The sequence below is a fragment of the Paenibacillus planticolens genome (assembly GCF_013141725.1).
Lineage (GTDB): Bacteria > Bacillota > Bacilli > Paenibacillales > NBRC-103111 > Paenibacillus_E > Paenibacillus_E planticolens.
Map to the genome: position 1 here is coordinate 254,354 of NZ_WHNZ01000045.1, position 13,763 is coordinate 268,116.

The window sequence follows — 13,763 nt, forward strand, 5'->3', positions numbered from 1 at the left end:
CGAAATCCCGTTACACAAGGGAGCTGGGCCGTGTACATAATGATAGCTGTTCCACTTTGGTACAACGAATGTGTTCCATTTTGGGACATTCTTTCTTCAGCTCTCCATTAATAAAAGCAACTATGGTATGATCGGGTAAGATACCGATTGCAATGGAGGTGTACCTTTTGCTATCCGTGGAAAACAACTTTTTATCAGAAGCAGCGGCAGCATCGTGGAAGCGCTGCCACGAATTTGGTTTAATGCCCACCGACCCCATTGACGATGACATTCTATCCGGAAATCACATGCAATCTCTCCTGAAGCAAAATAAGCAAACGATACAGTTCACCGAGCAAATCTTCGAACACCTGCACGCCGACATCAAGCGGTCCGGCCAGATGGCGCTGCTGATCGATGCGGAAGGTACCATCATTCACACGGCCGGAGATATCGATTTCTCCCGCAGGGCGCTAGCAGTTCAACTGCAAGTAGGCGCCAATTGGGCCGAAAACCGCAAAGGAACGAATGCCATCGGCGTCGCCCTTGCCGAAAGAAAGCCTGTACGCGTGCATGCCGAAGAGCATTATTTTAACTCTAACCACTTCTTAACCTGCGCCTCTGCCCCCGTCTTCAACACAATCGGCGAGCTCATCGGGATCGTCAATATTAGCGGCAAGCAAGAACATTACCACGCCTATACCTATACGCTTGCCTGTTTGGCTGCCCAATCTCTGCAGAACAAAATATTGCTGGAAGAATCGAAGAAAGAACACCTCATTACCCTAAGAGAGCTGGAGCACTCCTCCTTGCATCACCCTTTGCCGCTGCTCTCGCTCAGCCGGGATAACCGCATCCTTCGGGCGAATCACGCCGCTATGCGCATCTTGGGCAGCGATGCGATCGGCAAAGCATTTCCGAAGCTGGATGGCTTTGCCGTCGAAACCATCCATAATGAGCATCAGAAGCTGTGGCAGTCCGTCTCAATTCGGAGAACAACGGGAGATGGCCAGCATCTGTATGCGTTCAAGGATATTGTCGGCGCATGCCCGACCTTCGTGCAGAAGAAAGAGCTGGCTCAGAGGGCTGCGGGCTCCGACTTTCCGGTCCTGCTATTGGGCGAAAGCGGCGTCGGAAAGGAATTGTTCGCGCAATCCATCCATACCGCAAGCGCCCGGTCGGCAGAGCCGTTCATTGCGATTAACTGCAGCGCCATTCCGGACAGCCTGGTCGAGAGCGAATTGTTCGGCTATGCCCGCGGTGCCTTCACAGGCGCAAATAAGGATGGCAGTATCGGGAAATTTGAGGCTGCACATAAAGGCACTATTTTCCTCGATGAGATCGGCGATATGCCTCTTCGAGCGCAAGCTGCGTTATTGCGCGTACTCCAGGAGGGAATCATCACCCCTGTTGGCAGCGCGAAGAGCAAAGCGGTTAACCTCCGCGTTATTGCGGCAACGAATAAGGATTTGGCCGCAGAGGTAAAGGCCGGCACCTTCCGGGCCGATCTTTACTACCGGCTGAAAGGCATCCCCATTACCCTGCCTGCCTTACGGGAAAGGAGCGATCTCCTGACCCTGGCCCTTCATTTACTCCAGAAGCATGCTCCGCACAGCGCCGTCTTCACGGAAGCCGCCAAGCACAAACTGCTGGCGTACAGCTGGCCGGGCAATATCAGAGAGCTAAGCGGCATTCTGATGCAAGCCGTCTTTCTCGCCGGGGATCGGCCGATTGACGCGGAGCATCTAATGTTCGAAACTGCGGATGAAAGCGACCGCGAAGCATCCGGCAGCGATCGTCCGCTCACGCTGAAGGAAGCGGAAATACGGGCCATCCGTATGGCGCTGACGGCCTCGGAATGGAATCTCAGCAAGGCGGCCGCCAGATTGAAGATCGGGCGAACGACCTTGTACCGTAAGATTGAGGAATACGGGATCACGTAAAAGAATGAGGCTGTCCCACAAGTCATAGAAATGACTGGGGATAGCCTCATTTTTTTCATTACATCTTCTTTTTTCTCAGACCCTTACCAAACCACAATTCTTCCAATCGCTCCCATGGTATTCCCAAAATTATCCTATCCGGTTTATACTTACCCTGTAGAGAGATTTAAAAGTAATCATGAGCAAGGAGGATCATCCATTATTTTAATCGCAAAATTTATGGGGAAAATTCCAAGATCGAGCTTTTTTATCGTATTGTTTCTACTTATTCTTGATATTTGCCTACCTTTTGCAGTTCCGATAGATGAGATCTATCATTACAGATTATCTTACAAATTAATTTTAGATAATCGGAACGATTTTAAAGTTGCACTCGATAAGATCAAAAGAGATATTGATCGAAAAAAATTAAAGGATTACATCATTATTTTAGGCGATTCCGTATTTTATGGCAGTCCGGGGAAGTCGGACGATACATTCAATGCTTTCATTCAAAAAGAACTTGCCGGCGGAAAAACACAGCAGATATACAATTTATCTTTACCGGCTTCACAGATCGGCGATATATACGCGATGCTGCTCATGCTGGATGATTACGGCATTTCCACTGATCGTCTGATTTTCAACGTGCGATATGCGAGTTTTGTCTCACGTGATACGGATGAAACGGCCTTATTTTGGTGGATGGATGAGCTTCGTTCTATGGATGTGCGGGCTTATCAACGCCTGCTGCCAAGTTCATCTAATGGAGCGCCGCCTGCTAAACCTTATCAACAAGTTAAAAACGGGATTGAAAACGTTATTTTGCCTCACTTCCGTTTATTTTCTTACAAAGATTATTTAAATCAAACTGTTCAAGATGAATGGAATCGGAAAACAAACGGGGTAGTTGCGAGCGATGAGCTCGGACCTTCAGAACCTTGGTATGAGAAAGATATACAAGGCTACTTGGAACAGCCGGAAATTAAAAAATCTTTTTCGGACGCCCCTCTCGATTTAACCGAGAGAAATGTAGACGTTTACTTTCTTAACAAAATAATCGAGCATCAAAAATCGAAAGATACCTTGCTTGTCATGACCGGAACTAATCATAGCTTAATGAAAGATTTAACAGGAAAAAAAGGATACCAAGAAAACTTAAAAACATTAAACGATTTTCTCGTTTCTCAGCCCATAGACTTTCTCAATCTCGAGGACAGCATCCCCGATCAACTATTTACGGACCACACGCATTTTATGCCTGAGGGGTATCATGTACTTGCACGGTTGGTATGGGATGCTTTCCAATCAGAGGAGCGGCATAAATTATGATGTTTAACACACCAGAGTTTGCTTTTCTGCTAATAGCTACTATGATCTTATTTTATGCTGTTCCGAAGGCTCGCCTCTCCCTATTAACGGTTGCTAATATCCTTTTTTATGCTGTTGTGGGTGTAAAGTATTTACTTCTCTTTGGTGTCGTTTCTGCGATTGTGTTTATTTGCGCCAAATGCATGAAGGGAAAAAATAGCATTTTCTTTCTATGGCTGGGTGTCATCCTATCTCTTTCCAACCTTATTTTCTTTAAATACACTGCTTTTTTCTTAAAATCATTAGAACGTGTTCTTTCTATATCCTTTTTTTCGCTCGATGAGAAATGGTTAAACCTAGCGCTGCCTTTAGGCATTTCATTCTACACATTTGAACTTATCGCTTATTTAGTCGATGTGCATAGAGGAAAAATTGAGCCTGAAAACTCTATATTTCGATTTTGGATGTTTATCATGTTTTTTGCACATATGATTGCGGGACCCATCATGAGAGGAGCAGAGTTCTTCCCTCAAATAAAACGACTAGCTGAAATACGCTTTAATTTAGAGAATATGAGAATCGGTGTCTTCTTTATTAGTCTTGGACTCATAAAAAAAGTGTTCATATCAGATTATCTAGCTCCATATTGCGACAGTTTCTTTGCTCATCCTGGGTGGCTCAATGGGGCTGAAGGATGGACGGCAGCTTTTCTTTACGCATTTCAAATCTATTTTGATTTCTCAGGTTACAGCGATATGGCAGTAGGCATAGGTCATTTATTCGGCTTGCATTTAGCCACGAATTTCCTTACTCCTTATCTGAGTGGAAATGCAACTGAATTTTGGCGGCGATGGCATATTACGCTATCTAGTTGGATCAGGGATTACATCTACATCTCACTTGGAGGATCCCGTTTCGGCAAGCTTCGTCAATATGCTAGTCTTTTTGCAGCGATGTCACTATCAGGGCTTTGGCATGGAAGTAAATGGACTTTTGTAGCTTGGGGGATGTATCAGGGCGGGCTATTGATCGGACATAAACTTTGGGTATTGCTGCTCGATCGGATTGGCCTAAAAGACCGGGATAACTTTTGGATATATAAAGTTTTTTCGATTTGCGTTTTTTTTACATTAACTTGTTTGGGCTGGGTGCTATTTCGAGTAGAAAGTTTAACCGATGCCCTAGTATTGATGAGAAAAATGCTAACATTTCCTGAGGCGTTATTTTTCCCGGCATGGGTCAGACATTTTTGGCTAATCATTTTGTTTTTAGTCATCTTACACGTGTTAGAGTATTTGCTTATTAAAAATTACAAACAAGTTTCGAGTATTTGGCTTAAGTGGCTTCCTTCTCCCCTGCGAGGGGCAATTTATACACTTTTTATAGTCGTCCTTGTACTCATGTATAAGCATGAGCAGAGCACATTTATATATTTTCAATTTTAACTGAAGCAAGCCTAGATTACTTCTTTGTAACTATAGAACTAAAAAGTGCGTACTATCCATTTGCGTTTGGGAAGTTCATAATAACATTTACCCACTGGTGACATCATACTGAGGGGATTGATTCATGCTTACGAGGAGGAAACAACGATTATGACAGCAAGCGATTTAAAATCCACAACAACCTTGCACAACGGCATCCAGATGCCTTGGTTTGGGCTGGGTGTTTTCAAAGTAGAAGAAGGATCCGAGGTCATTAGCTCGGTTAAAGCGGCGATCCGTAACGGCTACCGCAGCATTGACACTGCAGCCGTCTATGCCAATGAAACAGGCGTCGGACAAGCCATCGCCGAGGCGCTTCAAGAAAATGGTCTCGCCAGAGAGGAGCTCTTCGTAACCTCCAAGGTATGGAACGCCGATCTTGGTTATGAGTCGACAATTGCCGCCTATGAGGCTAGCTTAGCCAAGCTGGGACTGGATTATTTGGATCTGTATCTCATTCACTGGCCGGTGAAAGGGAAGTATAAAGAAGCATGGCGGGCTTTGGAAACTCTGTACAAAGAGGGCCGCGTGAAAGCAATCGGCGTCAGCAATTTCCATATCCATCATCTTGAAGATGTGCTGAAAGACGCGGAAATCAAGCCTATGGTCAACCAAGTGGAGCTTCACCCGCTGCTGTCGCAGCAAGAGCTTCTAAGCTACTGCAAAGAGCAGAACATTCAATTGGAAGCATGGTCTCCGCTCATGCAGGGCCAACTGCTCGATCATCCTGTTCTTGGCGAGATCGCTTCTACACATGGCAAATCGGTCGCACAAGTGATTCTCCGTTGGGATCTACAGCACGGTATCGTGACGATCCCCAAATCGATCAAAGAGCATCGTATTGTCGAGAATGCCAACGTTTTCGACTTCACGTTAACCAATGAGGAGATGGCTCGTATCGATGCATTGAACGAGAATCGCCGCGTCGGACCCGATCCGGACAACTTTGATTTTTAAGCGGCAAAAAAGCACGGCTCCCTCCAAAGAGGAAGCGGTGCTTTCTTCTTGTTCAACGTAAGCCGGCAGCCAGCTTAATCCGCATTGTGCAGGGCTTCAATCGCAGCCCCTCTCTCTTTGAGGAAGAAGATGGACTTGCCTTGATTGCATTCGTAGATAAAGTCCCTCAAGCTTTTGCTGTCGTACACGTCAAAATCCCCAACAATCGCAACTTTCACCTGGTAATTCGTAAATTTCTGCAAAATTTCACCCGCAAGCCGGGTTTTGAGCTCGAAGAAATCTTCCGTGATGTTTGATTTGTTTATCACAATTTTATGGCATTCTTCCGTATAACGAACAGAAGCCATTAAGTCCAATGCCCCCTGCACGTCGCTGATGAGGATGTCATTGCTTTCCACAATAGCGACTTTAGAGTTGTTTTTGATATCAACCGATATGTTCATTTTTTCCTCCGCTTTGTACTTGTCTTATTCCATAATGGCCTTAGCGGCTGCATCTAAGGCATCGATCACCTTATCGCACCATTGATCGAATTCCTGGTCTTCTCTTTGCAGCTCAGGATGAGCTAGAATATGGGCAACCGTCGCCTTAAGCCCTTGATCAAACCGGGTTGTGGCAACGAATTCGGGAACGAGCCTCTTCAGCTTCGCATTGTCAAAAACGACGGAATTCGACTTGTCTCCAAGCAAGCCGCCTCTATAATTCTCTTTGCTGCATGCCGCCAAAAATTCAGATGAAACATGGACCGCCTGGAGCTTAACCCCTAGCGCGCCGGCGATGGTTTCATAAATTTGATTCCAGGTCAGCGTCTCATCGGAAGTGATCTGTACGGACTCCCCAATGGCATGAAGATTGCCCATGAGACCAATAAAACCCTTAGCAAAATCGCTATTGTGCGTCATCGTCCACAGCGAAGTCCCGTCTCCGTGAATGATCACAGGTTTGTTCTCCAGCATGCGTTTGGCAACCTGCCAGCTGCCCTTGCTTCCATGCACGCCAAGAGGTATGGATCGTTCATCGTAGGTGTGGCTCGGCCTAACGATCGTAATAGGAAAGCCATGATCGCGATACTGCTTGATCAGATATTCCTCACAGGCAATTTTGTTCCTCGAGTATTCCCAATACGGATTGGATAACGGCGTTCCCTCCGTAATTCTATAGTCGGACAGCGGCGTTTGGTACCCAGAAGCTGAGCTTATGAACATGAACTGTTTCGTTTTGCCTTGAAATAAGCGGTAGTCTCTCTCCAACTGAGACGGTTCAAACGCGATGAAATCTGCAACAACATCGAACTCCAAGTGTTCAATTAGTCTGGCGACATGTTCTTCATCCCGGATATCTGCCGTCAGCAGATTGGCCCCTGCCGGTAAGGATTCGTTTCTTGTGCCCCTATTGAGCAGATAAAGTTCGCATCCGCTTTCCAGCAGCTGCTTCGTAATTGCCGAACTAATTGTTCCTGTTCCTCCAATAAATAGTGCTTTCATCATTCCACCTCCGCTAATCTTAAACACAACTATTATTCATTCGCCATAAAAGGTCTCGAAACCTCCTGCACCGGTCAGCTGGCCCCATTTCGGAAGACCGATCGCCAGACCGACAAAGCAAAAGACCAGAAAAAGCTGAACGCTTTACTGGTCTTTGCGTTAAATCTTTTTAACAAATTCGGATTTTAATTTCATCGCGCCGAAACTGTCGATTTTACAATCAATGTCGTGATCGCCTTCAATTAATCGGATGTTTTTGACTTTGGTACCTATTTTAATGACCGATGAGCTTCCCTTTACTTTCAAATCTTTAATGACAGTGACGGAATCCCCATCGTTTAGGACATTTCCATTCGCGTCTCTAACAATTTTGACATCCTCTTTGTTTTCGGCGTCCGTATTTCCGCTCCATTCATGCGCGCATTCCGGGCAAATCAAGAGACTTCCATCTTCGTAGGTGTATTCAGATTGACACTTCGGGCAGTTCGGCAAATTCGACATAATTGATTGACTCCATTCCGTATGGTTAGTTCTAAATGATTCCTCCTAGTGATTTAAGCACATTTTCAAGCGAAATGAAAACTCAAAGACAAGAATAATTTCCCATGAATCAGTGAAAGTTACTGTTATTGACTAAAGGAGGATGTATACCGTTCAATGGATATGGACAATCAAGACATGACGTTAACGAATCGGCAAGGCCACCCCATCTCAGATAATCAAAACATTCGGACTGTCGGAAACCGCGGGCCATCCACACTGGAAAACTACCACTACATCGAAAAAATTTCCCACTTCGACCGGGAACGCATCCCCGAGCGGGTTGTGCATGCCCGCGGTGCCGGGGCTCATGGCTATTTTGAAGCTTACGGGAAAGTCGGCAATGAACCGATTGCCACCTACACGCGTGCCAAGCTGTTTCAAGAGGCCGGCAAGCAAACGCCCGTCTTTGTCCGCTTCTCTACAGTCGTTCATGGCGGCCATTCCCCGGAAACGCTGCGCGATCCGCGCGGCTTCGCCACGAAATTTTACACGGAGGATGGGAATTGGGACCTGGTCGGCAACAACCTGAAAATTTTCTTTATTCGCGATCCGCTCAAATTTCCTGACATGGTCCATGCCTTCAAGCCTGATCCTGTCACCAACCTGTCCAACCCGGAGAGGATGTTCGATTTCGTTTCTAATTCCCCTGAGGCTACGCACATGATCACCTTCCTCTTCTCTCCGTGGGGCATTCCGGCCAACTACCGGCAAATGCAGGGCTCAGGTGTAAATACGTACAAGTGGGTCAACCAAGCAGGTAAAGCCGTTCTGGTCAAATACCACTGGCAGCCGCTGAAGCAAGGCATGAAAAACCTGACACAGCAGGAAGCCGAGCATATTCAAGCCAAGAACACCTCGCATGCTACGCAGGACTTGTATGAAGCTATAGAGCGCGGGAATTACCCGGAATGGGAACTTTGCGTGCAAATTTTGAGCGATGACGAGCATCCCGAACTCGACTTTGATCCGCTGGATCCTACCAAGTTGTGGGATCACGAGCAATTTCCTTTTCTACCTGTGGGCAAAATGGTGCTAAACCGAAACCCCGAAAACTATTTCGCCGAGGTGGAACAGGCGGCTTTCGGTACGGGGGTTCTTGTAGACGGGTTGGATTTCTCGGACGATAAGCTTCTTCAGGGCCGAACCTTCTCTTACTCCGACACCCAACGCCACCGGGTAGGCACCAACTATTTGCAGCTGCCGATCAACGCGCCCAAAACCCGGGTCGCCACGAACCAACGGGACGGACAGATGGCTTTTGTCGTCGACAGAGCTTCCGGGCAGAACCCGCATGTCAACTACGAGCCGTCTTCGCTGGGCGGACTCGTAGAATCGGCGCCTTCCGGCAAGGAGCATGAGCCGGCCTACCAGGCGAAGCTTGTCCGTGAGAAGTTGAGCCGCACCAACGATTTCGGGCAAGCGGGAGATACCTACCGCAGCTTTGAGGAATGGGAACGCGAGGATCTGATCTTGAACCTGGCCGAGGCGCTCAAAGTGTGCAAGCCGCATATCCAGGAGAAGATGATCGCACATTTCACGAATGCGGATCAAGACTATGGCAAGCGAGTTTCAGATGCGCTCTCCCGCGCTAAGGCCGAGGCTGCCCATTTGGGTTCATCTTCTGCCAAAGAAGGAGCCGAACTGGTGGAGCACTCCGGACAGCGTACGGATGGATATTAGGACAAAAGGCACCCCGAGGGGTGCCTTTTGTCCTGCCTAAAAGTGCCTGCAACTAACCATATTCATGCCTTCTGTTTCAACAATCTCATCGGCGCGAAAAAAGCTTCCTCTACATCGTCAGCAGCCAATGGCCGGCTATAATAATAGCCTTGAATCTTTTTGCAATCATTATCCATTAAAATATCCAGCTGTTCCTTCGTCTCGATGCCTTCCGCAATGACATCCATATTCAAATGCTGCGCCATCGAAATAATCGTCGCGACAATGGCTTTATCGTTATTGTTCTCCGTAATATCGCGGATAAACGAACGATCGATTTTGAGCTTATGAATCGGCAGAAGCTTGAGATAGCTCAAGGAACTATAGCCGGTCCCGAAGTCATCGAGGCTGATTCGAATGCCGGATTCCGTCAATTCGTTTAAAATACTGCTTGAAACGGACGCATCCATCATCATGCTTTCCGTAATCTCTAATTCCAAATATTGCGGCTCAAGACCGGTTTCTTCAAGGATTTCCTTGATGTATGCGGCCAAATTGGATTGATGGAACTGCTGAGAGGATAAATTGACGGAAACAGGAATCTGTGGTCCTCCTGCGTGATGCCATTCTTTCATTTGCCGGCAAGCTTCTCTCAGCACCCATGTGCCCAGTTCATAAATGATGCCTGTCTCTTCCGCGATCGGAATGAACACGCCTGGAGAAATCGTGCCTTTCGTCGGGTGATTCCAGCGAACCAAGGCCTCGACCCCGATCATTTGCCCGTCTCCGGCTCGAATTTGCGGTTGATAATTCAAGAATAGCTGCTTGCGTGAGATCGCTTGCCGCAAGTCGACTTCCAGCTCGATTTTCTCCTGTAACTGCTCATTCAATTCCCCTGTATAGAATTGGTACCCGTTCTTTCCGTTTTTCTTTACTTCGTACATCGCGGTGTCCGCATTCTTAAGCAACTGCACCGCATCTGTCCCGTCAGCAGGATATACGGCAATGCCTATGCTTGCCGTGACATAGAAATCGTTCTCTTTCAGACGATACGGTGTGCCAATAGCTTTAATAATCCGCTCAGCCAAGTCCGAAACCTCATCGTTCTCATAACGGCTATCGCACAAAAGCGTGAACTCATCGCCGCCCAAGCGAGCTAAGGTCACATTCATACCGTTCATGCACTGAAGGATACGCTCACACATTTCCTGTAGAAATTGGTCACCATATGTGTGTCCCAACGAATCATTAATTAATTTAAAGCGATCCAGGTCCATCACCATAACAGAGAACCTTGTGGCATTGCTAGCTACCATCTGGGCCAGCGCTTCATTGAACATTCGCCGGTTGGGCAAACCTGTTAGCTCATCGTGAAAGGCAAGGTGTTGAATCTTTTCTTTGGACTGTTTTTCTTCCGTGATGTCTTTGGCAATGATATAACTGCCGACAACTTGTCCATCGAGGATAACCGGTGCGTTAATTACGCTTACCTCTACGCGGTGCCCTTGCTGGTGGATAAGGGCGGTTTGGTAGGTTTGCCTATCTCCGTCTCTCGATTTGACAAACAGTTCCAACGTACGCTCCTGCTCTTCCGGGACGATAAAGGGTAAGAGGTTATCTATCGTCTGATTGTCAAACCAATCGCCGCTTAGCCCTGTGAGTCTGGTTGCCGCTGAATTAAACCCAATAATACGAGACTGTTTATCTATCGAAATAATGCCATCCTGATTATTTTCAAATAACGATTTATACCATTTTTCATGCTCCTGGATCTCGGAGTCTTTGCGGGACAATCGGTTGGAAATATAGATCCCGAACAGGGATAGGCCTAGTGTGAACAGGGTACCGCACGCGATCACATACGCCAAGAGCTTCTGATCCAGCAGCATGCCTTTGGGTACGGCTAACGTGTCTCCCATTTGAAATTGGGCTGCATACATGCCAGTATAATGCATGCCTACAACGGCAGCTCCCATGATCAAGCCGCTGATTAACTTTTTCCACACTCGGCTCGGCTCTGTTCCCTTACGGAAATAGAAAGCCAGCCACAACGCCGCAATAGAGGCCACGATAGCAATGAGTATCGATAGCGAGAAATACAGCGGTTTATATGTAATGTTAATTTCCATGGCAGCCATTCCAATATAGTGCATAGCCGAAATGCCGGTTGCAAGCAGCAGCGCTCCTCCAAGCAAGAGACGCAGTGTTAATTGACTTCGGCCTACCATGAATAAGGCGAAGAAGGAAGCCACGACAACAACGACTACGGAACCGATGACGGTTACCAAGTTATAAGGGACTGAAACATCTAACGAAAAAGCGAGCATTCCGACAAAATGCATGGACCAAACGCCCAATCCCATCGCGATCGCTCCGAATAAGAGCCATGCGCGGCGCACCCCTCCTGTGGAAGTGCTGATTCTTCCCACTAAATCAAGAACGGTATAGGATGCAACTACCGCAACAACATAAGAAAATGCAACTAAAACCATATCGTAAGAGCCATGCAAATGGTGCACCGTTACACCTCATTTCAATGATTATGTATTGGATTTTTCCATAATATATATATTACTTGATTTATTGAGAGATAAATAGCTTCAATCGATGCAAAAAAGGGCTAACTGACGAACAGTTAACCCTTTCGACACACCTGTTTGCACTCAAAACAGAAGATTATTTATTCCTTTTTAAGTTACGCTTAAGGATCGTAGGATACAATTTTTTCTAACTACTATCTTGATTAAAAAGGAAAATGAAAAATGATGCGTGTCGAAAGTTTATTTTCCTCTTTCCCTTCCATCTACACGGAGCGTTTAGTCTTGCGACAAATGGCTGCCGCTGATGCTGAGGACATCTATGAATTTTACTCCGACCCTCTTGTCACCAAGCATTTAGATTGGAATGGTCCAACTTCTATCGAAGATACCAGGATGTTGATTAACTCGTGGAACCATGCCTTTGAGGAAAGAAGAATTATTCCTTGGGGAATTTCTTTGAATAGTCAAAAGCCGATGCCAATCATCGGAACCGTTATTCTTATGCCGATTAGAGGCCATTTCGAAGATGATCACCGTTTTCCGTTGACTGTCGGATATGACTTAAAATCTGAATTTTGGAGCAAAGGCATCATGTCTGAAGCCATGCAGGCCGTTATTAACTATAGCAAAACTCATATTAGTCCCCATAGAATTCAAGCGGAAGTCTACCCTGAGAATGTTGCCTCGTTGAAGCTGTTAAAGAAGTTGGGTTTCCAAGAAGAAGGGGTACTTCGGCAGTATTTGATGCACGAGGTTACGAAAACTTTCCTTGACGTCGTTTTACTTGCGTTATTAATAAATTGACGTTCATCACAGCAGTTGCCTACCCCTGTTCTTTTCCATTATGATACTCCATAAAGAATTGGCTTCTACAAAGGGGATTGAAATGGGAATGACGACTGGACTTTCTTACTTTCTAATGTTATCTGATGCGGTCATAATCACCGATAAGAATCATAGAATTATGGATATTAATCCTAGCTACGAAGAAATTACGGGATACCGGCGCGAAATGATTATCGGGCACCAAGCCGGCATTTTGAAATCAGGATTAACACCCAAAAATACCTACGATCAGATGAAAAAGGAATTAACCAATAATCAGGCCTGGTCGGGTGTGTTCATAAACAGAAAACAAAACAAGGACCTCTGGCACTCAAACATTACGATAACACCTATAGAGCTGGACGGAGAGAGCTATTATATCGGTATATTTAGAGATTTGGGCGATATCAGCGAAGGCATCTATGTCTCCGAAACCCGCAAATCAAAGATACAGAATGAAATTCTTAGAGTGCTGGCTCTTTCCTGTGAGATTCGAGATCCCGAGATTGAAAATCATCTTTTTCGTGTCCAGCAATTAACAGCTTCCTTACTTCGAGAATACAATGAAGCGCATCATTCGAAACTATCTGACGACTATATTCAGCATGTCATTAATGCCAGCATTATGCATGATATCGGCAAATCGGGCATCCCCGAGGGTATCCTGTATAAACCGGGGAAATTAACATTTTACGAACGGAATATCATTGAAACCCATCCGCTCATTGGCGTGGATATTTTAAATAAAATATCGCACGAGTTAAATGATGATCTTTTTCGACAGGAACTGGATATATCGAAGTCTATTGTTGAATTCCACCATGAGAAGTGGGACGGCTCCGGATATCCCCATCGCTTGAAAGGAAATGAAATTCCGTTCGAAGCCCAGGTTGTATCCCTCGTAGATGTATATGATGCCCTGACAAGCAGGAGAGCGTATAAAGAAGCCTGGCCGGAGGAGAAAGTGCTAGACTACTTAATCGAACAAAAGGGCAGCTCATTTAATCCCGATTTGGTCGATATTTTTGTCGCAATGATTCGAAAATCGAAATAAAAAAA

Annotated in this window: 11 protein-coding genes; 7 read left to right on the forward strand and 4 right to left on the reverse strand. The window is 46.1% G+C overall.

Annotated elements, in window-relative coordinates; translation table 11 throughout:
• Window positions 1–176: 176 nt before the first annotated feature.
• The 4 genes from GC097_RS22260 to pgoN all read left to right on the forward strand — a co-directional run bounded on the left by GC097_RS22260 (window position 177) and on the right by pgoN (window position 5,653).
• Window positions 177–1,922, forward strand: coding sequence for a sigma-54-dependent Fis family transcriptional regulator (locus tag GC097_RS22260; RefSeq protein ID WP_312875721.1), 1,746 nt, complete (start codon window positions 177–179; stop codon window positions 1,920–1,922).
• Between the two features lie 30 nt (window positions 1,923–1,952).
• Window positions 1,953–3,233, forward strand: a complete 1,281-nt coding sequence (locus GC097_RS22265) for a hypothetical protein (RefSeq protein WP_171685489.1) — start codon at window positions 1,953–1,955, stop codon at window positions 3,231–3,233.
• Window positions 3,230–4,657 carry an MBOAT family O-acyltransferase gene (locus GC097_RS22270; protein ID WP_171685490.1) on the forward strand — a complete coding sequence of 476 codons (1,428 nt, stop codon included), beginning with the start codon at window positions 3,230–3,232 and terminating at the stop codon, window positions 4,655–4,657. The genes GC097_RS22265 and GC097_RS22270 overlap by 4 nt, the downstream gene beginning before the upstream one ends.
• Window positions 4,658–4,807: 150 nt before the next feature.
• Window positions 4,808–5,653: a glyoxal/methylglyoxal reductase gene (gene pgoN, locus GC097_RS22275; protein ID WP_171685491.1), complete on the forward strand. Its 846-nt coding sequence runs from the start codon at window positions 4,808–4,810 to the stop codon at window positions 5,651–5,653.
• A gap of 74 nt (window positions 5,654–5,727) precedes the next feature.
• Here pgoN and GC097_RS22280 read toward each other — a convergent pair whose 3' ends face one another.
• From GC097_RS22280 to GC097_RS22290, 3 genes are all read right to left on the reverse strand, one after another.
• Window positions 5,728–6,096, reverse strand: a complete 369-nt coding sequence (locus GC097_RS22280) for a DUF4180 domain-containing protein (RefSeq protein ID WP_171685492.1) — start codon at window positions 6,094–6,096, stop codon at window positions 5,728–5,730.
• 24 nt (window positions 6,097–6,120) lie between these two features.
• The gene (locus GC097_RS22285) at window positions 6,121–7,137 is read right to left on the reverse strand and encodes an SDR family oxidoreductase (protein WP_171685493.1); all 1,017 of its coding nucleotides are present in this window, start codon (window positions 7,135–7,137) and stop codon (window positions 6,121–6,123) included.
• A gap of 159 nt (window positions 7,138–7,296) precedes the next feature.
• A complete protein-coding gene (locus GC097_RS22290) occupies window positions 7,297–7,638 on the reverse strand; it encodes a zinc ribbon domain-containing protein YjdM (protein WP_171685494.1) in 342 nt (113 codons plus the stop codon).
• A gap of 156 nt (window positions 7,639–7,794) precedes the next feature.
• Between GC097_RS22290 and GC097_RS22295 the strand changes: the two genes are divergently transcribed.
• A complete protein-coding gene (locus GC097_RS22295; protein WP_216625853.1) occupies window positions 7,795–9,360 on the forward strand; it encodes a catalase in 1,566 nt (521 codons plus the stop codon).
• A gap of 62 nt (window positions 9,361–9,422) precedes the next feature.
• Here the strand turns inward: GC097_RS22295 and GC097_RS22300 are convergent, their stop codons facing one another.
• Complete coding sequence (locus GC097_RS22300) at window positions 9,423–11,858, reverse strand: EAL domain-containing protein (protein ID WP_312875718.1); 2,436 nt, start codon at window positions 11,856–11,858, stop codon at window positions 9,423–9,425.
• A 243-nt stretch (window positions 11,859–12,101) separates the two neighbouring features.
• Between GC097_RS22300 and GC097_RS22305 the strand changes: the two genes are divergently transcribed.
• Entirely contained in the window at window positions 12,102–12,683 is a 582-nt protein-coding gene (locus GC097_RS22305) for a GNAT family N-acetyltransferase (protein WP_171685495.1), read from the forward strand.
• Window positions 12,684–12,765: 82 nt separating this feature from the next.
• Window positions 12,766–13,758, forward strand: coding sequence for an HD domain-containing phosphohydrolase (locus GC097_RS22310; RefSeq protein ID WP_246294398.1), 993 nt, complete (start codon window positions 12,766–12,768; stop codon window positions 13,756–13,758).
• The last annotated feature ends 5 nt before the right edge of the window (window positions 13,759–13,763 follow it).